The sequence below is a fragment of the Streptomyces sp. P5F9 genome (assembly GCF_057961495.1).
This window is the reverse complement of sequence record NZ_JBXVPZ010000006.1, coordinates 36,798-62,500: the sequence shown is the minus strand read 5'-3', so window position 1 is coordinate 62,500 and position 25,703 is coordinate 36,798. Positions and strand designations below refer to the sequence as shown.

At 69.7% G+C, this 25,703-nt stretch carries 13 protein-coding genes; all 13 read left to right on the top strand.

All coding sequences use genetic code 11. The features are described 5' to 3' along the window. Positions 1-42 precede the first annotated feature (42 nt). The 13 genes from AC31A1_RS02350 to AC31A1_RS02290 all read left to right on the top strand — a co-directional run bounded on the left by AC31A1_RS02350 (position 43) and on the right by AC31A1_RS02290 (position 25,697). A complete protein-coding gene (locus AC31A1_RS02350; protein ID WP_489651558.1) occupies positions 43-16,485 on the top strand; it encodes a hypothetical protein in 16,443 nt (5,480 codons plus the stop codon). Positions 16,486-16,496: 11 nt separating this feature from the next. Continuing rightward, positions 16,497-16,748 carry a hypothetical protein gene (locus AC31A1_RS02345; protein WP_489651557.1) on the top strand — a complete coding sequence of 84 codons (252 nt, stop codon included), beginning with the start codon at positions 16,497-16,499 and terminating at the stop codon, positions 16,746-16,748. Positions 16,749-16,846: 98 nt separating this feature from the next. Then, positions 16,847-17,449: a hypothetical protein gene (locus AC31A1_RS02340; protein WP_489651556.1), complete on the top strand. Its 603-nt coding sequence runs from the start codon at positions 16,847-16,849 to the stop codon at positions 17,447-17,449. A gap of 11 nt (positions 17,450-17,460) precedes the next feature. After that, entirely contained in the window at positions 17,461-17,673 is a 213-nt protein-coding gene (locus tag AC31A1_RS02335; protein WP_489651555.1) for a hypothetical protein, read from the top strand. A 60-nt stretch (positions 17,674-17,733) separates the two neighbouring features. Beyond that, positions 17,734-19,641, top strand: a complete 1,908-nt coding sequence (locus tag AC31A1_RS02330) for an HK97 family phage prohead protease (RefSeq protein ID WP_489651554.1) — start codon at positions 17,734-17,736, stop codon at positions 19,639-19,641. Between the two features lie 243 nt (positions 19,642-19,884). After that, positions 19,885-21,186: a phage major capsid protein gene (locus AC31A1_RS02325; RefSeq protein WP_489651553.1), complete on the top strand. Its 1,302-nt coding sequence runs from the start codon at positions 19,885-19,887 to the stop codon at positions 21,184-21,186. Between the two features lie 86 nt (positions 21,187-21,272). Beyond that, on the top strand, positions 21,273-21,548 hold the full coding sequence (locus tag AC31A1_RS02320; protein ID WP_489651552.1) for a hypothetical protein: 276 nt from the start codon (positions 21,273-21,275) through the stop codon (positions 21,546-21,548). Beyond that, the gene (locus tag AC31A1_RS02315; RefSeq protein WP_489651551.1) at positions 21,545-22,789 is read left to right on the top strand and encodes a metallophosphoesterase family protein; all 1,245 of its coding nucleotides are present in this window, start codon (positions 21,545-21,547) and stop codon (positions 22,787-22,789) included. Before AC31A1_RS02320 ends, AC31A1_RS02315 begins: the two co-directional genes overlap by 4 nt. A gap of 68 nt (positions 22,790-22,857) precedes the next feature. Further along, positions 22,858-23,328, top strand: coding sequence for an IPT/TIG domain-containing protein (locus AC31A1_RS02310; protein WP_489651550.1), 471 nt, complete (start codon positions 22,858-22,860; stop codon positions 23,326-23,328). 140 nt (positions 23,329-23,468) lie between these two features. After that, positions 23,469-23,942 (top strand): hypothetical protein, encoded by a 474-nt coding sequence (locus tag AC31A1_RS02305; RefSeq protein WP_489651549.1) that lies wholly within the window; start codon positions 23,469-23,471, stop codon positions 23,940-23,942. 12 nt (positions 23,943-23,954) lie between these two features. Beyond that, a complete protein-coding gene (locus AC31A1_RS02300; RefSeq protein WP_489651548.1) occupies positions 23,955-24,818 on the top strand; it encodes a hypothetical protein in 864 nt (287 codons plus the stop codon). A gap of 16 nt (positions 24,819-24,834) precedes the next feature. After that, entirely contained in the window at positions 24,835-25,167 is a 333-nt protein-coding gene (locus tag AC31A1_RS02295) for a hypothetical protein (RefSeq protein ID WP_489651547.1), read from the top strand. Beyond that, positions 25,167-25,697, top strand: coding sequence for a structural protein (locus AC31A1_RS02290; RefSeq protein WP_489651546.1), 531 nt, complete (start codon positions 25,167-25,169; stop codon positions 25,695-25,697). The genes AC31A1_RS02295 and AC31A1_RS02290 overlap by 1 nt, the downstream gene beginning before the upstream one ends. The last annotated feature ends 6 nt before the right edge of the window (positions 25,698-25,703 follow it).

Below are 25,703 nucleotides of genomic sequence, written 5' to 3'. Positions count from 1 at the left end.
AGCACGCGACCCTAACCACCTGCGGTGTGCATGGTCCGCGCCATGCTGAATCGCACCGCCATCTCGAACCAGCTGAGTCGCGCCCGTGAGACCAAGTCCGCGCGACGGCCGTGGAACTCTGCCCTGCACCCCAGGGACTCCAAGGGCCGGTTCATCGAGACCGGCGGTATCGCCAGGTTGTGGTCGGGCAAGCTCGCCCGCGTCGTCCGGGCCCTGCCCCGTGACCGCGTGCTTGTCCAGGACCAGGCGGTCGACGGCACGTACACCGGGCGGCGGCACAGCACCAGCGCCAAGTGGATCACCATGGTCGCGCGACCGGATGGCACCGCGCCCACGAAGAACCAGCGCAAGGTTGAGGCTGAGGACGAGCGTCGGGATTCCGACGAGCGGCGCGGACTCGGTCTGTCCCGCGATGACCACGGCGACCCGGACACCTCCGACGAGCCGCACACCGCCGACGACGACGGTGACGACATCGGCGACGACACCGGGGACGGCCCGGACGACGGCGACGACCAGGACGAGCCCGAGGACGGGCTTCACGAGGTCGACGCCACCTCCCTCCCGAACCGGAAGGCCCCGGCCGGAGCACGGTTCGCGGACACCGCCGCCGTTCGCCAGCACTTCCTGGACCTGGCCCAGCAACCAGGCGCGAACGCACCAGCGCTGCGACGCCTGGCGGGCGACGAGGACCTTCAAGTCACCTCCTCCGGCGGTCTCGCGACTACCCGCGACGACGCCAACGGCCGCTGGTATCTCACCGCCACCGGCACCGGCGGGTACCTCGACGTCGGCGACTTCGCGACCCGCGAGGAAGCCGAAGCGGCGGCCGACTACATCAACGAGCACGTCCGCAACGGGCACATCATGCCGGGCGAGTTCAACGAGCCGATCGACTTCTCCGACCCCGGTATCGCCGACCGGTTCCCGAAGTGGCGCTCCACGAAGGGCGAGGACGCCGAGCAAGCCATCCGCCGGGCGGTAGGGGACTTCCGTACCTCCTCGGAGAACGACACCGTGGCGAAGGCTCCGGCGCCGAAGAAGCAGCGCGCTCAGTCCGGCGACCGCTTCACCACACTGGATCAGGTCCGCGCCAACTGGACCCAGCGGGCCGACTCCCTGCGGGTCTCCGGCAGCGACCAGGACCGGCGCGCCGCCCAAGACCTCGACGCTCTCGCCAAGGAGCAGCGCCTCAAGCTCGTCGGCGGCGGCCAGTTCGTCGCCCGCCGGGTCGAGGGCGACTGGTACCTGCACGCCACCGGCACGGGGCAGCAGATGCCGTGGTGGTTCGACCGGCAGACCGACGCCACGGCGTTTGCCGAGCACATCGTCGGCACCCTGAAGGACAAGGACGGAAACGCCCTCGACTTCTCCGATCCCAAGTTCGCCGAGTACCGCAGTAACTGGCGCTCCGCGGAGGGGCGCGACTACCACCAGGAGTGGACGGCGGCTCGTGCTCTGTGGGATCGGGAGCACCCGCCGAAGCACAGCATCGCGACCGACCGGCTCGCTGAGACGCTGCGCCGTCGCCCCTTCGGCGACGAGGAGCAGGCTCCGAAGCCCGCGGCGCCCGAGGAGCAGACTCCCGAGACGGGAGATACCCCGGAGCCCGACGGCGAGTTCGAGACTCAGGAGACTTCGGAAGAACAGCCCACTCCTGTCCCGGAGGCCGAGCCCGAGGCCGACAGCCTGGACGAGACCTCCGAGCCGTCCGCCGACGGACGGCCGGCGGGCGTCCCGGAGGACGCCGAACCCGTTGACGGCGTGGACGGCTACTGGACGACATGGTCGTCCGGGAACGTCACCGTGTACTCCCCGGACGGCAAGCTCGTCGGGCGGGTGGTCGGCAGCTACGGCGATCGGCACGCCACGGTCGACGGCGTCCACATCCCCATCGGCGACAGCCTGTCCTCGGCGGACCAGATCATCGCCCGCCATCACCTCGCCACCATCGACCCTGCGCAGGCCGACCACGTGCACCTTGCGTGGACTACCCACAAGGGCAAGCGCATCATCGCCGTCCGCGGCACGATCAAGGACAACGCGCGGGACGACAAGGCCGTCGGCGCCGCCGGAAAGCTCGCCTGGTCGCCCATCCAGAACGCCCGGGTCACCGGCACCCAGTGGAAGCCGGAGACCCGCGACCGCAAAGCCGCGCAGATCCTCGCCGCGTTCGCCCGCCAGGGGCGCAACGTCCGTATCACCGACGAGGACGTCAACACCCGTGCCGGCACCCCCGAACGGCTCGACGAGGACACCAAGAAGCTCCGCGCAATGTCTGACGCGGACTTGCGCAAGCACCGCGACAACCTCAAGATCCACGCCGAGGTTGCCACGACCCCTGTGCGGAAGCAGAAGGCGCGCGCCGCTCTCAAGAAGATCGAGGCCGAACTCGACCGGCGCCGCATCGCCCAGGACGACGAGGACAAGCGCGCCGAGCAGGAGACGAAGCCGAGCCCTCAGGAGCGCGCCGCTGGGATGAGCGACGCCGATCTCGGCGAGGCCATCAGCCGCTCCGAAAGCGACCGCGGCACCTACGGCTCCCGACGTGGCGATCTCCTCAATGAGGACGAGCAGGCCCTGTACGCCGACCGGCGCCGCCGTACGAACGAACGGCTCTCCCCGTACGGCAGCCCCGAGGACCTCGGCGATGACGAACTCTCCTCCTACGCAAAAGAGTTGGAGGCGCGGCGGCGCACGCACAAACCGTCGGCGACAAACAACCGGGACGACGACCTCGCCCCGGAACGCGACCTCCACGACGAGTTGGGCAGCCGCCTGGAGGCCGCCGAGACCGAGCAGCAGGCCAGGCAGCTCCGCGGCATCGAACAGCGTCCGCCCGTCCAGGACCTCGACGAAGGCGCTCTGGAGCAGGAGTTCCTGCGCCTGCCCATCCGCCTGTCCCGCCTGAGCAAAGAGCAGAACGAGATCCTGTCCGCGCGCCGACACGCGGTCTACGAAGAGCGGCAGAACCGCAAGGCCGACGTCTACCGCAACGCTCCCGACCCGACTGGGCAGAGCAACGAGGATCTGACCAAGGAGTTCCAAGACCTCCACCGGAAGCGGAACCTCAGCAGCGGCCGGGAACGGGAGGCTCTGGAGGAGCGGCTGAAGGCCCTCTTCGAGGAGCAGAACCGTCGCGGTGCCGAGGGCCGCGAGCAGACCGTCCGACGTGCCGAGACCAGTGAGAATCTGCTCCGCAGCTCGTCCGGCGCCTCGATCCGGGTCGACGGCAACGAGTACGGCAAGGTCGCGTACCACGATCGCGACTCCCCTTATGCGGGAGGCCACAAGGCCGGCTGGAGTGCTCAGCGCCAGAGCCACGGCGGCTCCCTGGGCTCCTTCCCGAGCATGACCGAGGCCCTGGCCGCCGTTGTCGACAGCTACGACACCGACCCTGCAACCGAGCCGGTGCGCCTGTACGGCGCCGGACGCCGCGTGTGGGTGCCGAAGATGTTCTTCGAGCTGTACCAGTCCTCCCGCCGCGCCGACAGCTTTCCAAGGGCAAGCAAGGAGCGCCAGACCCTCTACGGCCTGTTCAAGGGGCACGGCTACGGGTGGTCCGACAACACCAACCCCCTCACGGGGAAGATCGGCAAGGGCGCCAACCTGGACGTGCCCGAGGGTCTGCTCGCCGAGTTCCAGCGCGTCACCGAGGAACTCTCCCGCGAGATGATGCTGCGGGCCAGCGACCGCGACCTGGACTCCTCGGACCGGTCGAAGGCCCGCACTCGGCTGGCCTCCATCAACGCTGCGCTGCACGCGATCGACGCGCGGCGCACGTCAGTACGAAATGATGGCGGTGACGACGATCGCAAGGTCATCTCCCGCCAGGAGATCGAGGCGCAGCAGGCAGCCCTGCGTGCGGCTCTCGGAACGGACGAAGGGGCTGATGGTGAGCATCTACAGCCAGGTGGCCAGGGATCACTGGACGCGGTACCGGCCGCGGGAGCTGGCGGAGATGACCGACCCGGAGAAGTTCTTCCTGAACAAGGGCAGGGAGATCGAGACGGCGATCCTGGTGGCCGAGGAGGCGCTGGAGCAGACCGTGCCGGCCGCGACGGAGTACGAGCGGCGGGCGGGTCAGCTCAAGCAGATCAGGGCGGACGCGACCGCGATGGTGCTGCGCGACCTGCTGCCGGAGCCGGAGCCGGAGACCGAGGAGCCGCAGACGCTCAGTCCGGAGATGCGGGATCTCCTGGCCATGCAGGACGAGGTGTACGACATGTAGCACCGCGTTTCCGGCCGAACCCGGCCGACGCCGCGACCAAGGGCCCACTTCAGCGTGCTGCCGCGAACGTTGAGGCGATCCGGGTCCTGAAGCGGCTGGAGCGGGAGAACAACCGCCCGGCCACCGAGAAGGAGAAGGTCACCCTCGCCCGATGGACCGGGTGGGGCTCGGTTCCGATCATGTTCGCATCGGAGCCGAACGAGAGGGAGCCGCGCTACCAGCAGGGCGGAGCCCGATACGGCAAGTTCGCGCAGGATCACGCCCGTTGGGCGGACTACCGCGAACTGCGCACCATGCTCTCCAACGAGCTGACGCCCCTGGAGTGGCGACAGGCGTCCCGCGGCACGCTGTCGATGCACTACACGCCGCAGCCCATCGCTGAGGCGATGTGGGACGGCCTGAAGGCGCTCGGGTTCGAGCGCGGTGACGTCCTTGAGGCCGGTTCCGGCTCCGGCACGTTCTTCGGAGTCTCCCCCGAAGGCGCGCGCCTCACCGGCATCGAGCTGGACCCGACCACCGCGCGGATCGCTCAGACGCTGTACCCGGACGCGAACGTCCTCAACGAGAACTTCGCGGAGACCGACGCCCATCCCGGCACATTCGACGCGAGCATCGGCAACGTTCCCTTCGCGTCCGTGCCCTTCGGTGACAGACGGTACCCCGCCGAGAGCCTGCACAACGGGTTCATCACCAAGGAGTTGGCGCTGACCCGACCGGGCGGCATCACGCTCCTCATCACCTCTCGGCACACCCTGGACTCCAAGGGCGACAAGGCCCGCAAGCAGATCGCCAAGTACGGCGATCTCATCGGCGCCGTGCGGCTGCCGAGCGGTGTCTTCAACGACGCCGGCACCAGCGTCGTCACCGACGTCCTCGTGCTTCGTCGCCGCGCTGACGGAGACGAGCCGGGGGACGCGCAGTGGCTCAACGCCCCGGAGCGGAAGGTCGGGAACGTCCGTGAGCACGTCAACGCGTACTTCACTGAGCACCCCGACCACATTCTCGGCGAGCTGACCACCGAGTCGTCCCCGTACGGGCCGCGCCTGACCGTCAAGGGCACCCCGGCCAAGGCCGCCGACCAACTCCGTGCCGCCCTGGAGGAGATCGCCGCCAAGGCGGTGGCCAACGGCAACGGATACGAGTCCCACCCCGAGGGCGACAACCGACCGCCGGTGTTCCTCCAGACCGCGCGGGAGAAGCACGCCAACGACTGGACCGGCCGCCTCTACGAGGGCGACGACGGCAAGCTCTATCAGCACGTCAACGGCGGCAACCCCGTCGTGGTGGAGCCGTCCGACGGCCGCGGCGACCAGCTCCGCTCCCTGATGCAGCTCCGCGACGTCGCTGCCGAACTGCGCGCGCTCGACCGCAAGAACGACGAGGACGAGCGCGCCGAGAAACTGCGCGCACAGCTCCGCGACCTGCACACCGCGTACGTCGAGCAGTACGGCCCGCTGTCCAAGCCCGGCCAGTTCCGCAGCATGAAGAGCGGGACGCGCCCGGACGGGACGGAGGAGCGGACCCCGACCGCCTACGGCTACTTCCGCTCCGATCCGGACGCCGGATCGGTCCTCGCGCTGGAGCGGTGGGACGCGGACAAGAAGGAGCCGATCCTCTCCCGCGTCTTCACTGAACGCGCCGCCGCGCGGCGCCAGCCGCTCGACCGGACGGACGACCCGAAGACAGCCCTGTCCGCGGTCGTCGCCGCGACCGGTGAAGTCCACTTGGGCGAGATCTCCCGCCTGTTGAACATGACCCCGCAGGACGCCGTCCGGGCCCTGGGCAACGAGGTCTTCACTGACCCGTCCACCGGGCGACTGGAGCTGGCCGGCGCCTACCTGTCCGGCCCGGTCCGCGACAAGCTCGAAGCCGCGCGCCGTGCCGCCGAGAAGGACCCGGCGTTCGCCGTCAACGTCTCCGCGCTCGAAGCAGTCCAGCCGGCCGACCGCACCATCGGCGAGTTCACGCCGGAGATGGGCGCGCACTGGACGCCGCCTGAGCTGCTGCAAGGGTTCCTGCGCGAGTACCTCGGCGATCGGACGCTGCGTGTCGCGCACGACGACCGCTACGGCTGGATGCTCTACACGGGCCAGGTCCCGAAGGCCAACAACGTCATGTACGGCGTCCCGGCCAACGAGAAGAAGGGCACCAGAGGGAAGAACGCGGTCGAGATCGCCCGCGCCATCCTCGGTCACGGCTCGCTGACGATCTACCACGACGACAAGCGTCGCGACGTCGATGAGGAAACATCCCGCCTGGTCCGCCAGAAGGCCGACCAGATGCGGTCGGAGTACGCGAAGTACGCCACGGCCAACGCCGACCGGCTCACGCGGCTGACCGACTCCTACAACAAGATCATGAACGGGCACGTCGTCCGTTCGTACGACGGCATGAGCCCGTCCCTGGACGGCTTCACCCCGGACCGCACCCCGCACGCCTGGCAGTTGAGCGGCGCGGCCCGCATGCAGTTCGAGCGGTCGGTGATCCTCGCCCACGAGGTGGGCTTGGGCAAGACGTCCACGCTCGTCATGGGCACCCAGGCCCTCAAGGCGTCCGGACAGATCGAGAAGCCGTACGCCGTCGTCCCCGACCACCTGGCCCAGCAGTGGTACGACGAGGCGCGGTTCCTCTACCCCAACGCCGAGATCCACCTGATCACCAGCGGGGATCTGGCCGACGGGCGGCGCGACAGCACGCTGGAGTGGCTGCGCGCCAACAAGCCGGACTTGGTGATCTTCACTGAGCCAGCGTTCGGCTCGATCAAGATGTCGCCGGAAGCGCAGGACGACTACGAGTTCCGCGAGCTGGAGGCTCTGCGGGAACAGCTCGACCGGCAGTACGAGGACGCGACCAACCCCGATCACCCGTTCATCGTCGCCAAGATCGAGCAGCGGATCGCGACGGTCCAGAACAAGATCAGCAAGAACGCGTCGCCGATGCGCACGCCCGGTCAGACCTACTGGGATGACCTCGGATTCGACTACGCCGTTGTTGACGAGGCGCACCGGTACAAGGGTGTCGGGTTCCGCTCCCGTGAGGGTGGTGGCGACCCCGCATCGATCCGCGGCATCGACCTGCATCAGAAACTCACGGACCTGCACCGCCGCCGCGGGGGCCGCGCCACGGTCACCCTGGCCACCGGCACGCCCCTGTCCAATTCGATCACCGAGCAGTTCACCATGCTCGCCCTGGCCGCCCCGTGGGTCCTCGACGCTTACAGGGCCGGTGCTCCGGATCTGTGGGCCGCGACCTTCGGCCGGAAGATCCTCCGCGTCGAGAACGCCCCCGACGGCAGTGGTCTGCGGATCGTGGAGAGGTTCGCCGAGTTCCACAACCGCCGGGCGATGAAGACCATGTGGGGTCTGGTCTCCGACACCAAGCGCGCCGACGATGTCGGCATTCCCCGCCCGAAGGTCAAGGACGGTGGCCCCAACCTGGTCATGGTCGACCCGACCAAGGACCAGACGGCCCGGCTGAAGAATCTCGTCGCCCGGGGCCGCGCGATCCACAACGGAGATGTCAGCCGGTCCCAGGACAACATGCTCGCCGTCTCCAACGACGGCACGTCCGTCGCGCTGGACCCGCGGCTCGTTGACGGCAAAGCCCCGGCGGGCAACAAGCTCCGCGCTGTCGCCGCCAAGCACGTTGAGCGCTACCACCAGCACAAAGATCGCGTCTACAAGACGTACTACGGCAGCACCGAGGACCACCCGACCCCCGGCGCCCTTCAGATGATCTTCCTGAATGAAGGCGTGCCGGGCGGAAACAACCGCGGCGACTTCGACGCCTACGCCGAGCTGAAGCGGCTCATGGTCGAGGGCGGCATCCCGGAACACAAGATCACGTTCGTCCAGGACCACAAGAAGACGGGCAAGCCCGAGGAACTCGCCGAGTTGTTCCGCCGCTCGCGCGACGGCGAGATAGCCGTGCTCATCGGCTCCAGCAGCGTCGCCGGCACCGGCATGAACGCCCAGAACCGCATGGTGTCGCTGACCCACGTCGATCTCGACTGGGGCGCCGCGCAGATGGAACAGCGCAACGGCCGCATCCTTCGATACGGCAACCAGAACGCCGAAGTCGAGATCGACATCTTCGCGACCAAGGGCAGCCTCGACGGCTGGAAGGCGGGCTTCGTCGCCTCGAAGGCGGAGGGCCTGGTCGACATCCAGCGCCCGGAGATGGCCGACAGCGACACCCGCGACACCGTCACCGAACTCGACGTCGACTACCCCGACTACGAGACGATGGAAGCCGAAATCGGCGGCAACCCGTACATGAGCCAGCTCATGAAGGCCCGCCGTCTCCTGCGCGACCTGGAGATCGACCAGCACAACGAGGCTGCCGAACGAGTCCGCCGCCAGGAAACCCTGGCCGACCTCCAGCAGGAACTCGCCGCCACCCGCGAGGGCATCGCCCGCCGTGAGGAGGCCCTGCCTCGTATCCGCGACGTCCACGGCCCCTTCACGATGAGCCTCGGCGGCCTGTCGTACACGGAGCGCGCCGACGCGGCGGCGGCCCTGCACCGGCAGGTCACCACCCAGCTCCTGGAGCACGACCGGGACGGCATGGGCCCCTGGAAGGTTCTCGGCCAGTTCGGCGGGCTCGACATCGGGGTACGCACCGAACGGCGCGCCGACGGCAAGCTCGTCGCACATGTGGGATTCCCCGACCTCGCCCGCTCCGACTTCGAGCGTGGTCCGGAGGACCTGAAGAAGCAGGGCGCCGGATCGGGCATGGTCACCCGGCTCACGAATGCCCTGGAGAAGGCCCCTGCGCTCCAGGAGGCGGACCGGGCCCGGATGCCCGAACTCGACGAGCAGATAGCCCTGTTGCAGTCGGCGCAGGCCGCCGCGGACTTCACCCCGCAGATCGAGCACGCGCGGGCTCGCGCGAACCTCTTGGACGACGTGGTGGGCCGCATCGCCGACCTCGACAAACTGCCTGAGATCGATGAGGACGAACTCAGCAAGAAGCTGACCAAGGCCCAGCGTCGGGAGATCGTCGAGGAACGGCGCCAGGCCCGTATCCCGCTCCAGGGCGCCGTCGGCGCCTCGGTGCTCACGATCGAAGAGTTCGACCGCAAGTTCCCCGAGCCGGAGCGTACGGAGAAGCCAGAGGCACCCGAAGAACGGGAGCCGGGGCAGGACCATGTACGGCTCTCCTCGGAGGAAGTCGCTGAGACCCTCGACCAGCTCCGCCCGGACGCCGGCCGCAACAACGCCACCCCCGCGGAGACCACGGAGGAGCCAGTCGCCGAGGCAGGTGCTGGCGACGGCGACGGAGGCAGCAACGTCCCGCCGCCTATCACGACCGGCGATGACGACGATGCCGAGGATGACCAGGCCGAACAGGCGGCACCGGCCCAGGGCGGCAACCTCATTGGGGGCCGCTTCACGTTCAACCAGCCCGTCACCGATCCCGACGGACAGGGCTGGTACGTCTTCGCGGAGAATCCGGACGGCTCGGTCGCCGTCACCAACGGTGGCAGCCACGCCACCTTCCAGCCGGACGATCTGACCCCCGAACGCGCCAAGGCCACGGTCACCCCCGAGGTTGACACCTCGCCGGACTCGGACAGCACGGTCACCCTCGACCGCGACGAGGTGACCCAGCAGCTCGACGCCATCCGCCCCGAAGGCACCAAGGCGCCTTCGGCCATGGGCGATCAGGAGATCGCCGACGAGATCGTCGCCCTGATGGAACGGGAGATGACCGACGGCGAGTTGACCGGCGCCGACCGCACCCGCATGGCCGTGCTGGAGGCAGAGAAGGACCGCCGCGCCGGACGTACGCCGAAGTCGGAGCCCAGGAAGCCCGAGCCCGCCCAGCCGGAGGGCGGCCTCTTCGACATCGACGAGCCGGAGTCGCAGTCCCCCGCAATCGCAGATCCGAACAACCCGCTCGACCAGCCGGACGACCTGTTTGGCACCCCGGACATGTTCGCTGACCACGAAGGGCGCGACACCAGCCGCCTCCGGCCTGTCCAGATGCGCATCCCCGAGGACCTGGTCCAGGGCGACCGATACACCGACGCGGAGGGCCGCACGCACACGGTCGTCGAGCCGCCTCAGCGCACCGGCCGAGGCCGCGTCCGGATTGTCACCGACGGCGGGAAGGAGCGGTTCTACAACCGCGACGCCGAACTCCGGTTGCGGCACCCGGATGAGGAGATCGACGACGACCAAGACGAACGGCCGACGCCCGACCTCGACACCGAGGACTCAGCGAACGACCGCGACGGCGACGCCTCCGCGATTCCCCAGAACGACGACCGCGAAGAAGCCCCGGAGCCCGATCAGGAGCCGCAGGACGAGGAAGAGCAGGGAGACGACCAGCGGCAACGCCACGGCCGGGACGCCGACGCGGATAGCGCCGCGCCAGACGGAGCCCCCGAAGGCACCGGCGTCGGTCCTCAGGCCCCGGAGATCGACGGTGACCAGGAGGACGACGGCGCTGAGCCCGACGAGCCGGACGCCCGGAACGACGGAGACGGTCGCGAGCGCCGCCGTCGCCGCCGTGGTGACCGCGGCGCCGGTGGTGAAGGCGGACCGGGCGGACCCAGCCTGCCCGGCCTCGATCTGCCGCGCCTGCCCCGCGTCCCGGCGGTCGGCAGCGGCGGCACGGGCCGCGACGGTGGTACCTCCGACGGTACGCAGCCCCGCACCGTGGCCGACCTCCGCGACGTGTGGCGTCGCGGCGACCGGCTGACTGCCGAGGAAGACACTCCCGAGCGGCGCGCGTTCCTCACGCAGCTCGCCGACAACCCAACGCTCACCCTGTCCTCGGGGGGCGGCCTGATCACCTGGACCGACGACATCGCCCCTGACGGGATGAGGCGCTGGCAGTTCGCGCAGGCCCGCAACGGCGGCCGTTTCGGCAAGATCACCCTCACAGTGCGCAGTGCCGATGACGCCCGCGACCTGGCCGATCTGTTCGAGATCACCACCGACGCAGATGGGCAGCCGATCGACTGGCACCAGCCGCTCACCCCGGACGCCATCGCCCAGTGGCGCGACCGCCAGGGTCGCACGCTGCCCGAGGCCCTGCGCGCCTTGCGCGACCTCTTCCAGGACGGCGACGTCTCCGACAGCGAATCCGATTCCCCGGCCACGGCACCCGTCGCGACGCTCCCTGAGGACCTGACCGACGTGAGCGACGACGACCTCGCCGCCATCTGGGGGCAGGGCCTCTCCGAGGCCGACCAGATGCGCGTTGCGGCGGAGATGGACCGGCGCGACGACGCCGATCAGCGCGTGCGCGACGCCATCCCCGCCACTCCGGCAGCCGACGCCGAGGAGGTTCGCCGCCGTGGCGAGGCGATGGACGCCGCACTGGGGTTCAGCACCGTGGACGTGACCAGACGCCCGCAGACCCGCGAGGAGCGTCTTCAGCGCGAGTTCCAGGACATCGACGAGGCTCGCTACTCCGCCGCGATCGACGCTACCAATGGCTACTTCTTTAGTAGGGCGAGCAGGAGGCTCCCGCCGGTCGGTGAGCGGGACCTGTTCTCCGGCGGCTCGCTGTCCGGGTTCAACCGGTGGCGGGACTACGCCAGCGAGGAACTGATCGAGTGGTTCGACAACAACGGCGGGCGCCTGACCTTCAACCAGTTCAAGCTGCGGCGCCGCTCCGACGAGAGGATCGAACGCCAGCAGTACGAGGAGGAGCAGCGGCTCGCCGCAGCCGCCACGGACGCGGCTACCCCCAAGACGGACAGCGCCCCGACGCTCGGCATTGACGACATCGACCTGCCGTCGTTCACCCTCGCCCCGGAGCCCGAGGAGGACGCGAACCGTCGCTTCGGCGGCGCCGACCAGGTGCGTGCCCTCGCCGAGCGTGCCGACCTCCGTCCAGCGGCCTCTGACCCCGCCACGTTCGAGGCGTGGATGAACGGCCGCCGGATCGGCACCGTTCGAAACGTGACCTCGAACTCGCCCGGCCGTGAGCCGATGTGGGACGCGACGCCGCTGCTGACCATCAACCACGACCACAACAGCCGCTCCGCCAACCGGGACTTGGCCGTCGCCAACCTGGTTGTGCGGGCAGAGCGGACCCCCGCTGACGCCATGAACCCCAACGAGGACATCTGGGACACGGTGAAGGTGCACCTCGCGGGCCACAACCCGGAGCTGCCTGAACTCCCCGATGGCCTCAGCAAAGACCCTGGGGTCAAGGAGCGGTACGACCAGGTTGTTCAGCTCATCGAGTCGTTCCGCGCGCAGCGGTCGCCGAGCGGCAACCTGGTGGAGGACCTGGAGCACGCCCGCGACGAATTCCTCTGGCTGCGCGACACCCTTCCCATTGCCCAGGGCAAGCGGAGGGACCGCGACGTACTCAAGGATCTTGAGCGGCGGTCCTTCTGGGCGGAGCGTCTACTCGACGGATTCGCCCGGGACGACGCGAGCCAGGCTCCGGACTCGCCCGGCGACGAACCCAACGGAACGTCTCCTGCTGCAACCAACGCTCCCCTCCGTGCCGCCGAGGAGCCGTCCACCGTCGACGATGCCACCGCTCCGCGTACGGGTACGGGTACGGGTACGGCAGACGAACCCGGCCCGGCGGACAGCGCCCCGGACGCAGCGGAGGCTTCGGGCGGCAACGGTGCTCCGGACGCCGGGACCGGCCCCGCGGCGAGCCGCAGCACCGACTCCGAGACCGCACGCACCAGCGCGGCCGAAGAGTCGTCCCCGGATGCCGGCCCGGCCCGCGAGCCCCGGCCCGAGCCGGTGCCGACCCAGACTCCCGACAGCACCGATGAGGACACGGCCATGCCCGTGCCCCGTCCGGAGCCCGAGCCCATCGGCGGGCAGCCCGCCCACTGGGTCAGCGTCGACCAGCTCCAGCCTGGCGACATGGCACGCATCGACGGCACAACTCACCGCGGGCGCGCCGTGACCCGTGCCGGGTACGTCCTCGACGCTCCAGAGCGTGTCACCGTGACCCGCCGGGGCCGTACCGAGGACATGTGGCGCACAACGATTGGAGAGAGCCCCGAGGGCCGAACCGGCCGCCGCGGCGCCGTGTACACACCGCTCAACGCCAGCGCCGCCCGAGCCGAGGACCCGGAGAGCACCGCACCCGGTGCCCCGGTGAGCGGTGCCCAGGGCAACGTCATCAGCGGCGACCTGCCCGACACCATTGCCACGGACGCCCGTGGCCGCGGCCTGTTCCCCGGCAGCCATGTCACCGGCACCGGCGAACGCGAAGGCACGGTCACCGGCGTCACCGACACCACCGTCTCCGTACGGTGGGCCAACGGCGACACCGACAACGGCGTCGCACCCAGCACCCTCACCGTGGGCGACACCAACGACCATCGCCTTGCGGGGTGGACCTCCACCGGCCAGCGAGTCCGCCCCGGCCATGTCGTTTCTGACAAGAACGGCGCGCTCCTCGGGCCGGTCGACGAGGTCAACGGTGACCGCATCACGGTCACCACCGCCGAGGGCACCGTCACCCGCGACGCCGCAGATCTCCGCGTCGTCGGTGAAGTCCGCGATGACGCCCCCGGCACCGCGCCCGTCACCGGTATCAGCGAGCCGACCGCCGACGAGATCAACACCGGCGACGTCATCGTGCTCGACCTCGATGGAGCCCCGATCACCGCGGAGGTCTTGGACAACAACCGCGACGGCGACCGCGTCACCCTCGACTACGTCGACACCACGACCGGCGAACTCGGCACCATCGACATGGATGCAACGGCCGTAGTTCACAAGGCCGAAGGACCGAACGGCGCCGCTCCAGACCTCGGCCCGGACGACGCGCCCGACGCCGACGAAGAGATGACCGTGCACGAACCGCTGCCCGTCATCGACCCCGTCCCGGGCCCCACCGTCGACCCGGACCTCACCCCGGCCGACCGCGACGCCATCGCCGACAACGGAGCAAGCCCCGCGGACGACCTCGACGCCCAACAGGCCGCCGCCCGGCTCAGCGCCGACCTCCCCGTCACTCCGGACCAGGCCGCCGCCCTTGCGGCCCAACTCCGGGCGAACGCGGACCCGGCAACGGCTGAGGGACGTGCCGCCCTGCGCGCCGCCGACCACCTCGACCGTGCCGCCGGCCGCCCCGCTCCGGAGGGGCTCGACAGGCCCCGCCCGTCCAACGCCGCGCAGATCAGCGAGGGCGACGTCATCGCCATGCCCGACGAACGCCGCGGCGACGAGGTCCACGTCTATCGCGTCATCGACGTGGAGGAGGGCCCCGGAGGGGTGCGCAGCCTGCTCCTAGAGGACGAGAACCGGCAGTGGAAGCGCCGCATCGTCCACGCAGCCATGCCGCTTTGGCAGCTCCCCGAACCCACTCCCGACACCAGCGGCAACGACACCCCGGACCCGGTGCCTGCCCCGGACCCGCGCGACCCCAACCCGCCGATCTCCTCGGTACGGCACCGGATCGTCGCCGACCACAGCCGCACAGTGGCCCTGCGCATCATCGACGAGGCCGTTGCCGGAACCGCTCCGCCCGGCGACATCCACTCGCTGCGCGAGCAGATCGCCCAGCGCCTGACCCCGGAGGCTCTGAAGCACGCCCGTGATGCCGCCCGCCGGGACGCGAACGACGCCCTTAACGCCGCCGGCATCACCGGCCGCGACCGCGCCGCCGTACAGCAGGCCCTCCGCCGGGCCCGCGCGCGGGCGCACGAGCGAACCGTCCGAGCCGCGCTACGCACCATCAACGACCTCGAACCTCTCCCTGGCGAGCCTGACGAGGATCTGGCCCAGCGCGCGGCTGGTCTCCTGCGGCTCATACCGGACCAAGTCGACGCCCCGTCCCCATCCCGGCGCCGCGGCAGGCCCGGCACCGACGGGTCCGACCACGCCACCACGCACATCAACGATGCGGTGACCGCACTCCTGCGGCGGCTCGAAGAGGCCGGGGGTGACCCGGCGGACATCGCCACCCTTACCCGGCTCCTGACTGCGCAGCTCGACGGAACCCGGCAGGCCACCGCTCAGCGCATCGTCAGGCGCGTCTCCCCGACCCCGGACTCCGGCCAACAGCCTGGTCTCCTCGCCCGGGTGATCGCCCTGCTGGGGCGTATGGGAAGCCGCCTCATCGAGTTGGTGAAGGCCGCCGCCCGCAAGATCGCCGAGCTGTGGCGGAACAGCCGTGACCGGCTCGCCAGGCTGAAGGCATTCCTGCGCCGCCTCGTGGGCCGGGTGCGCGACTGGCCGGAGTCTCGCCACCTGGCGCGCTTGAACTCCGCGCTCGACCTCCCGGACGTCGAAGGCGAGTCGCTGGCCGCGCGAGTGGCTCAATGGGCGGGCCTGCTGCCCGAGCGGGGCCACTTCGGACAGGCATCCCGCCGCGTCTCCTGGTGGAGGCCGACGACGTGGTCGCAGCTCGCCGCAGGCAGCCTGCCCGGCCGTTCAGGCGACACTCGCTGGGTGCCGGACCGGGCCTCCGACGGCGGGCCGGGGCTCACCGCGCTGCGCCACATGGCCGCGATGCGGGCCGCCGGCGCCGACGTCGACCAGGATGTGACCCGTCGTCTGGCCGATGCGCTCGGAGACGACTTCGGCGGCGACCCGCACGGCACCCTTCAGCACGCGGACGGCTACGTGGCCGCCACAGAGCGACGCCTGCTCAACCTCCAGGCCGCACGCAGCAGCAGCACCTTCCAGGACCCGGACGTCGATGTGGAGATCGCCGCCGCCCGCATGGAAGCGGCAGCCGCCCGTCGAGAGTGGGAGGAGCTTCGGGTCCTGTACGCCGCGGCGATACCCTCCGCCGTAGCGGCGGCCCTGGCCGAAGTCCGCGACATCGGCCCCCAGGGCAACGCAAGCCTCGTGTTCGGTCCGGACAGCACCCCGGACGCCGAGCGGGCCGTACGCGACGTGCAGCGCCTCATTCCCAGGGACTGGCTCGCCACCCCTGACGGGCGCCGATTCACCGCGGTCGACGGAGATGCGGGGCGCTACGAATCCGACGTCCGCCGTGCGACCATCGCCGACCTCGGCGACTCGGGGATGGGCACAGCCGCGCACGTCCTGGCGCAGCACCTCGCCGAGCACGTGCCGGACCTGGATGCCGCACAACGAGCGTTCTGGTTCACGCGGACGCACACCGGCCGCCCCGGCGCCCGCAGGCTCGACCGCACCGCCCTGGGGCGCCTCCTCGCCCAGCAGCAGACACAGACGGAGACGGGGGACACGCTCGCCCGGTCTTTGCAGGCCATGTTCACCGGCGACTGGTACGAGGACGACGACTTGAGGGCGTTCCTCCTCGGCCTGCTCGCCACGCGATGAAGGAGAAGACGATGCCGCGCAGCGTCACCGGCACGTTCGACGACGGGTCCGCCTACCAGGTGCAGATCACCGGGGACGCGGACCGGCCGGTGGTCGGCTCCGCCCGTGCAGCAGCGCTGATGGAACTGCACGCGGGCCGGTCGATCCCGCTGACGCCCACAGGCCCGCTGCGCACGATGGCCGGGGACGACGTGGACACTGTCCTCGCCGTCCTCCGCCGGTACACCAACGTCCTTGAGGACCACTACAGCGCGCACGACTGAATTTGAGAGCCTGCGTAGTTCCGAAAGGGCCGATCTTGAGAGGTGCCCAGCCAGTTGGTACAGGACACAAGGCCGTCGTCGGCCTCACCCTGCCCGGCGTGACCAGATACGGATTCGCCATAAAGGCACTCCCCAAGGGCGGCGGGAAGCGGTTCGGGGATGAGGACGAGGAGCAGGACGAGGAGACGGTGCCCGCGGAGAGCGCCGACATCGGCGCTCCGCTGGCTGCGGCCGGACCGGGCACGGATCTTGCGAGCGATCCCGCCGGAGACACCCCGGAACCGGAGACGGTCGACGAGACGATGCCTGACGACGCGGCTGCACCCTCCGAAGACAGTACAGAGACGTCGGAGGGCAGTTCCGCGGACGCCCCGTCGTCCGCCCCGGAGGACGACTCGCGACCATGGTCGGGGGACATGTACGACGAGGGCGACGAGACCGACCCGGCCGCCGCGTTCGCCGCCTACAGGGGCACCAACGGTGAAGATGCGTGGCTCGATCAGGCTCCAGACGGCACACTGACCGGGTGGGTTCGCGATGCCACCGGCCAGGTGTGGCGGTACACGGACCCGGACGTGTGGGCCATCGACGTCGACGACGCCCAGATGACCCGCACGCACAGCCAAGCCAGCGGCGGCGACGGCGACGTGCCGGCCGAACACGGCGGGCAGGACTCGCTGTTCCCGCCGAAGCAGAGTTAGGAGCCGTACCGGTGGAGCTGAACCGCCAGAGCTATCTGGCGCTGCTCAACGAGGGCAAGGACGCGTTCACAAAGGGAGATCCCTCCGACGCCTGCCCGTACGACAAGTACAGCGCCGACCAGGAGCAGCAGTTCGGCGCCCGCTACTGGGAACAGGGGTGGACGGCGGCGCGCACGGCCGCAGAGGCGAAGAGCCCCCAGGCAGAGGTCAGCGCAGGACAGTAATCGGACGAGCACGGCACGGTCCCCGGCGACCAACTGTCCACCCGCCGGAGGTTCCTCGCCGTGCCGACCGCCCCCACGTCCCGCGCCTCTGTCCGTAAGGGCGTCTGCCGGGCGATCTTCGCTGTCACCGGCGTTGTTGATGATGTCGCAGACCTGATTCTTCCTGGCGCGTTCGCGCACACACTGGCGACCAGGCCCGTGAAGGCGGTCTGGCACCACGACTGGAAGAAGCCCGTCGGCGTCGTCCTTGAGATCGCCGAGTGGCTGCCCGGTGACCCTCGGTTCGCAGAGATACCCAACTGGCCTGCTGCGGCGGGGGCGTTGGTCGCGACCATTCAGTTCAACCTGCGTACGTCCAAGGGCCGGGACGTGTACGAGCAGGTGCGGCAGTGGCACGAACACGGTGAAGCCCAGTTCTCCATCGGCTTCCAAGTCCCGCCCGGCAGCGCCACGAAGCGCTCCGACGGAGTGCGCGTGATCCACAAGCTCGACCTCTATGAGGTCTCCCCGGTACTGCACGGCGCGCACCCGATGACCCGTTCCTTGGAGGTCAAGGCCGCCCCCGGCTTTATCGAGTTGGAGCACAAGACCACCGTGTCCAGCGGCCACATCGACATCAAGTCCGCGGAGCAGCAAGTCGGCCACGGTGTGATGGTCGCGCTCTTCGTCCCCGCCGACATCGCGGGGACGATCGCCCACCCCGACGGCACCGCGCCTCGTGACCTCCACATCACTCTGGCCTACCTCGGAGACTCCGATCAGCTTCCCGGCCACCCCGACGATCTCGCCGGGATCGTCGCCGCGGCGCTCGACGGCGCCGAACCGCTCGCCGGAAAGATCGGAGGCATCGGCCGCTTCCCCGATGCCGGGGACGGTGAGCCGGTGTTCGTCCCCGTCGACGTACCCGGCCTGAGCGAACTGCGCGAACGCCTCGTCAGCGCGCTGTCCCTGTCGCCCTTGGCCGGAGCGCTACGCACCGACCACGGGTTCACTCCGCACATCACCCTGGGCTACGACCTGCCGATCGACGTCCCTGTCGTGCCGTCCATCGCCGTCACCTTCGACACCGTGCACGTCGTGCGTGGCCCCGATGCCACCCCTATCCGCCTCACAGGCCCGAGCGCCATCGCCGACGATCCTGAAATCCGCGCCGACATGGAGGCGAAGACCGCCCGCGCCACCGTCCTCGAAGCCAAGTCCGCGGGCGGGACCGGCAAGCACCCCCGCCGCGGTTCCCACGCCGTCGAGAACAAGAGTGCTCGCGCCGCCGTCCTCGAAGCCAAGTCCCGTATCACTCCTGGAGCCACCGTGCCGCAGATCCAGCCGTTGCCCGCGTCGTACGAGGAGATCCGAGACCGCGTCGGCACAGCCGTCCGTCGCCTACTCGCCTCTGACGAAGGGATCTGGACGTGCGTCGAGGCGACCTACCCCGACCGCGTCATCGTCTCCGTCCACGAAGACGGCGCCGACCCCGTCAACTACGCCGTGCCCTACGACAGCAGCGGACCCGAGATATCCCTTGGCGCCCCGCAGCCCGTCGAGTTGACCACTGTGGTCATTCCCGACGTGGGGCCGGCACGTGCGGCGGACGGCAGCGAGACTGCCGACAGCCGCGTCGTCCGGCCGACCATGCGCGCCCTTGCGGACGCCACCGCCCGCATTCAGTCCGCCACCAGCGCCGAACAGCTTGAGCCCGTGCGCGCCACCCTCGATGAACTACTTACCGCGCTCTCCACGAAGGGCCTTGAAATCCGCCCTGAAGAGGCGGAGCAGCCTGCGGCGGAGCCGTCCTCAATGGCGGGCAGCGGCATCGTCCTGTGGGACGACGACCCGTACGACGAGCCCCACGACCTTCCGCCTTCCCCGGACGACGGCACGGACGAGGAGCCCGAGGACGAGGACAACAAGGACACCGTCCGTCTCGACGCCGAAGAGGTGAAGGCCCAACTCGCCGCGATCCAGGGGTAGCGACCACGATTCAGCACCACCACGGGCCGCCCGGCCGCCCCTGAGTCGTCACTCCGCCGGGCACAACAAAACAGCAGGTCAAAGCTCATGTGCTGCCGTCCCCTCGAAACGTAGGGACGGCAGCACGCGACGTTAACCACCCCCGCTCTCTCAAATGCCCCGCGTTGTCGGGTCGTCCCGGTGCTGGCCGGGCGAGCGACGCACGTCAACCGCACCCCAGCATCAGGGAGAGAGCACCCCGCAATGGCTGAGAACAAGAGCCTGATCACCAGCCTCAAGGCCCAGCTCGTCGAGAAGTCCGCCGAAGCCGAGCGGATCTCACAGACCTTCAAGGTGGAGGACAACGGCGGTTTCGTCGTGTCCACCGAGCAGGCCGCCGCCTTCAAGAAGGTGTCCGCTGACGCGATGGAGCTGAAGCAGCTGATCGCCGACGCCGAAGGCATGGGCGAGGTCAAGCAGTACCTCGCCGAGCCCGACTCCGTGCCGGCCGCGGGTCAGCACTACGGGCAGAAACCGCCGGGGCTCATGGAGGGGAAGAGTCTCGGTGACCTGTTCGTCGAGAGCGACGCGTACAAGCAGGCAGCCCAGGCCGGATTCCGCGACCGCCCGTATGTCCGCGCGGAGATGGAGGGCAAGAGCATCTTCAGCCTGTCCGCGGGCACGGTCACGCACCAGACCCTCGGCAGCGCGCAGGCCCTCGGCATCGCCGAGCGCCCGTTCCGCAAGTTCCACGTTCGCGACCTTTTCCCCAAGAGCAGCACGAAGCAGGCCGTGCTCTACGGTGCGCGCGAGACCGGCTGGACCAACAACGCCAAGCAGGTGAAGGAGCGTTACGCCGCCGACGGCACCAGCCCGGCAACCGGCGCGGACAGCGACACCTGGGGCCGGGCCCCCCGCTCGAAGCTCTCGCTCGTCCCGGTGATGTACCCGGTCAGCGAAATCGCCCACCTGTTGGACGCGCACAAGAACATCTTGAGCGACGAGCCCAGGCTCAAGACCTTCATCAACTCGCGCATGATCGAAGGGGTCAAGTACCAGGAAGACTGGGACTTGTTGCACAGTGTCGGCGATGGTCAGAGCCTCACCGGCATCTTCAACACCCCCGGCGTACAGCAATACGTGGGGTTGAACACCGACCAGTACAGCGTCCAGATCCGGCGCAGCATCACCAAGGCGCTGCTCGCCGAATACGACCCGACCGGCATCGTCCTGAGCCCCACCATGTGGGAGCACGTTGAGGTCGAGGAGGACAAGACCGGTGCGTTCCGCGTCGCCCTGCAGATCGCGGTCGGCGCGACCAAGCGCGTCTGGCGCCTGGACGTCGTCGAGACGACCGCGATGGCGGACGAGAACTTCCTCGTCGGTGCGTTCGGACTCGGCGCCCAGCTCCACGACAGGGAGTCGGTCAGCGTCACCGTCAGCAGCGAGAACGCCGACAACTTCGAAAAGGGCCTGATCACGTTCAGAGGGGACGAGCGAGTCGCCCTGGAGGTCCCGCGTCCCGAGTCCTTCGTGATCGGCGCCTGGACCGACCCCACCGACTGATCGCGCTGAAGGGGAGGTGCCGCTCGCCATTTCAGGTGGCGCCTCCCCCTTACCCCTTCAATACGCCCTGAGACGAAGGAACTTCGGTGGACGAGAAGCAACTCGTGGGACTCGCAGCAGACTTGGACGCACTCACCGGTGCACCGGCCGCGCGCAAAGGCCCGCCGTGCAGGGTCGGGGCGGTACTGGACTCGGCCGTGGAGGAGACCGCGGCGACGCTGCGACGCATCCTCGACACCCGCACGGTCTCCTCGACTGCCATCGCCGAAGTCCTCAGCCAGCATGGTCAGTTGATTACGTCGTACACCGTGGCGCGTCACCGCCGGCGCGGCCAGGCCAACGGGTGCCGGTGCGCGCGATGAGCCTGACGAACGACCTGGAGGCGCTGCTCCAGCCCACCTCCATCGCGCAGTCGCAGCCGAGCGAGGTCCTGCGCGCCCCGATTCCGGCGCCACGCGGCTGGGAGATCGGAGTCCGCTACGAACCGGGCGGCACGATGGTCGTTACCGCCCCGGCCGCCGAGCAGCCTCCGAACAGCGAAGCCGACTGGCGCGCCCGCGTCGAAGAACTCGGACTCAGCGTCCCCGAGGGCTGGAGAGTGCGTCTGGTCGAGGCCAGACATGATCCAGCCGCATGGCACCGAGACGCCCAGGGTGAGGACGCGATCACACGGCCGGTCTGGCGCTGCCGCTACGCCGTTGAACCCACCACTCCCGCCTGGCTGTCCGCGGGCGACGTCGACGCCCTGGTCCGCGACGCGATGCGCCGCCGTCGCAAGCCCCGTACCTCCACAGACAGCGCAGAACGCGCGCTCGTCGTGGTGTACGCCGACGCTCAGGTCGGCAAAGTGGGCCGGGACGGCGGAACCCCGGAGTTGATCGCCCGAGTTGCGGAACGGTTCGACCGACTCGACGACCACATTCGGGATCTGAAGGCCATCGGCCAACGCCCTACGGCCGCGTACTGGATGGACGCCGGGGATTGTGTCGAGAACTACGAGAACACCGCACAACAGGCATACACCAACGATCTGGCCATGACCGAGATGATCCGCGTCCACCGTCGAATCACGTTCGAGGGCCTGGACCGCCTCGCCGGGCGCTTCGGCCGCGTCGTCGCCGCGACGTGCGGTTCGAACCATGGCCGGGTCCGCCGCGGCCGTGAAGCCGTGGGACCGCCGAGCGACGACTGGGGCATCGAGGTCATGTCGCAGGTGGCTGACGCGTACGCCCGCAACACCGATGCCTACGGCCACGTCAGCTTTGTCCTGCCGGAGAAGTGGCGGGAGGCCGTGAGCTTGGACGTTGCCGGGACCACGGTGGGTCTCGCGCACGGTCATCAGTACCCGCGGCCCGAGAAGGCCGGGGACTGGTGGCGGGCACAGAGCTTCGGTCGTCAGGCCATCGCGGATGCCGCCGTCTTGATCACTGGCCACTACCACCATTTCCGCGCCCAGCAGTTCGGGAGGCGCCTGCATATCCAGGCGCCCACCCTCGACAACGGATCTGACTGGTACACGGCTCGCTCCGGCGAAGTGTCCTCCGCGGGGCTGCTCGTCCTCAGCATCGGCCCGGACGGTTGGGATCACCTGCGATTGCTCTAGCAGGGCGAGACCCAAGCTCCCGCCGTTGCGCACCCTTCGCCGACCACCACATTCACAGGGAGGACACCATGGGTCTGTATCGCCAGGATGGCACCCGCATCACGAGGGCCGCGTTCCCCGCGGCCACGCTCGACGACCCGCCCATTGAGGTCACTGAGGACGTCTACGTCTCCGAGTCGTACGGACCCGGAGACGGGCAGCCCGAAGGCTCCAAGCTCTTCCTGCTCTACCAGTCCGGGACGGTCGTCCAACGTTCCGCCGTCGACCGCCTGTTCACCGCGGCGACCATCGCCAGCGTCAGCCCCGCCAGGGGCCCGGCCGTAGGCGGCACCACCGTCACCATCAAGGGCACCAGCCTCGACGGCGTCTCGGCGGTCACCTTCGCAGGCGCGGTCGGAACCGATCTACACATCCGCTCGGCCAGTGAGATGACCGTGAAGACACCGCCCGGCGTGCTGGGGGCCGTCACCATCGACCTCGCCGACGACAGCGGCACCATCTCCAAGGCAAACGGCTTCACCTACGAAGCCCCGGCCTGAGGCTGACCTCAGCGATAGGGGTCCTGCCTGAAGCGGGGCCCCGGAGCCGAGACACCATCCCCCTCGCACGGCGAGACACAAACCGAACTCCTTGGGCATGGTGCGCGCGATCGGATCGACACCGCTTGAGGAGCCTGCCCATGACCACCACCGCCCGCCCTCGCAAGACCGCCGTCAAGGTCCCTGAGGAGAGCAAGACCGAGCCGACCACGCCCGACACCGGAGTCTCCACGGCTGAGTCGGCCCCTGCCGCGCCGGATGTCGCTCCTCTGGAGCCGCCGCGGGTCGAAGAGGCCCCGGAAGCGCCGGCGCCGAGTCCGTACGTCGCGCCGACCGAGGTCATCCCTGACGATGAGAACCTGGCGGACGTCATCCTCGACGACGCCACCGGCGAGCCGCCTGCGGACGTGAACGCCGTGTTCGTGCCTCTCACCCCGTTCGGCTCGACCCTCACGTGCACCGTCCGCCTGGTCGAGCGCACCTTCCTGGGGCCGCACCGCACCCCTGTCACCCGCCTGCTCCAGCCCAAGGGCGCCGTGGTCTCCGAGGGCATCGCCGCGCGAATCCGCGAACGCCTCGACAAGCAAGCCGCGGGCAACGGCAGCAACCAGTAAGGGAGATGACCGGTGTCCGTCTACGACCACAAGCCCATATGGGCCGGGGCGCACTACGACCCGGTTCCTGCCGGCGGCGAGGTCCTGCGCCTCGACCTGTACGCCGCCCCCGAGCGCAACGGGGCGGTGGTGGCCTCGGCCGCCCCCGCCGTCCGGCTCCGACCCGGGGTGTACCGGTTCGACGTGCCAGCCGTCGCGCCGGGCCGGTACTGGGGTGCGGTGACCTTCACCCCCAACTCGGCCGCGCAGCCCGTCACGGACCCGTCCGTACGGCTCGACCTCCCCACCGGGCAGGGCCTGGTCGGATCGCCCGAAGCGGTCGCCGACGCGCTCGGCGTCCCGCTTCCCCTCACCTCCGCTCAGCGCAGCGCCTACGAGGAGGAGATCCGCAACGCCCAGGCCGACGTCGCCGGGCACCTCAACCGGTCCCTCGTACCGACCGCAACCACCCTCCGCGGGGTCGCGCCTCGGTGGACGGATGCCCTCGACGACATCGACACCTGGCCCGTTCGCCTCGACGACATCGCCGAGGTCGTCTCCTTCCGGGCCAACTCGGACGGCACATACGACGTAGACCTCCTCGTCGGCCTGAACGGCGCCCAGGAGGAGACGGTGGTGCGGTACGTCGTCGCGCACGCCGCCGAGTCCGTTCGGCAGCGCCCCGACCAGGGCACGGGGCCGGGGCGGCGAGTCTCCTCGGTGAGCGCAGAAGGACAGTCGATCTCGTACGACTCCGCACCCGCGGTTGGGCAGGCGGGCGCCCTCCCTACGATCGACAGCCTCAACCGGCTGCGCCGTCTCGTGTTCCAACCGCTGTCCCGCCCGCCGCGCGCCCCATGGCCGTACTCGTCCAGCGGCACGCGGCACTGGCGCTGACAGGAAGGAAGACACGGTGGCCGTGGTCCTCCCGAACCGGCTGTTGACGCTGTACGCGATCAACCATCCATGGGCTCGCGACGCGAACGGCGTCCCGGTGCCGCCGAACCCCAACCAGCAGTCCGCGCCTCGGGGCACTTGGCCCGGCTCTGCGTTGGAGCAGCCGGACGGCACCTGGTCCCTGCGCCTGGACCCGGCCGCCTGGACCGTGGAGCCGGGGGACATCGTCGGCGACGAGACCGGCATGACGTGGACCGTCACCACTGCCCGCAATCACCGTGTGCCCGGCTGCCCGGCCGCCGACTACGTCCAGGTCACCGCGACCCGCAACCCGCCCAAGGTGCCGTGATGGCCAAGTTCACCCCGAACCCCGCGCTGGAGGCGATGCTCGCGCAGATGATCGCCCCGTACGTCCAGCGCATCGCCCACCAGGTCGAGGTCGAGGCCCGGCGTCTCGCCCCTCCGACGAAGCGGTGGGTCACGATGGCCGACGACAGGGTGCGCCCCACCCACATCGAGGCGCAGGGCCAGGTCGTGCCGGGCAACCTACGGTTCACGATCAACAGCATGGACTGGGACCGCAAGCACCGCGGCGTCGGCCCGAACACGTACATGCTCCAGCCGCGCGACGAGTCGTCCCGGGCCGTCGCGAACCTGAAGAACTGCCGCTGCACCACGGCCATCGACCCGGAAGGCGTCGCCCGGAACATCAGCACGGGGCAGCCGATCATCACCGGCAAGAAGGTCACCGTGACCGTCACCGCGCGCGGCCCGATGGTCGTCGAGGCCGAAGTGGGCACGGTCTACCCCGGCAACCTGATCGCCGACGGGACGCACTTCATGGCCCGTGCCGCCGCAATCGTGGCCGCCCAACGCTGACGCCGA

What these genes read in the sequence shown, in the direction of transcription:
- AC31A1_RS02350 (WP_489651558.1), top strand. Translation starts at nt 43, where the DNA reads ATGCTGAATCGCACCGCCATCTCGAACCAGCTGAGTCGCGCCCGTGAG.
- AC31A1_RS02345 (WP_489651557.1), top strand. Translation starts at nt 16,497, where the DNA reads ATGCCGCGCAGCGTCACCGGCACGTTCGACGACGGGTCCGCCTACCAG.
- AC31A1_RS02325 (WP_489651553.1), top strand. Translation starts at nt 19,885, where the DNA reads ATGGCTGAGAACAAGAGCCTGATCACCAGCCTCAAGGCCCAGCTCGTC.
- AC31A1_RS02315 (WP_489651551.1), top strand. Translation starts at nt 21,545, where the DNA reads ATGAGCCTGACGAACGACCTGGAGGCGCTGCTCCAGCCCACCTCCATC.
- AC31A1_RS02310 (WP_489651550.1), top strand. Translation starts at nt 22,858, where the DNA reads ATGGGTCTGTATCGCCAGGATGGCACCCGCATCACGAGGGCCGCGTTC.
- AC31A1_RS02305 (WP_489651549.1), top strand. Translation starts at nt 23,469, where the DNA reads ATGACCACCACCGCCCGCCCTCGCAAGACCGCCGTCAAGGTCCCTGAG.
- AC31A1_RS02290 (WP_489651546.1), top strand. Translation starts at nt 25,167, where the DNA reads ATGGCCAAGTTCACCCCGAACCCCGCGCTGGAGGCGATGCTCGCGCAG.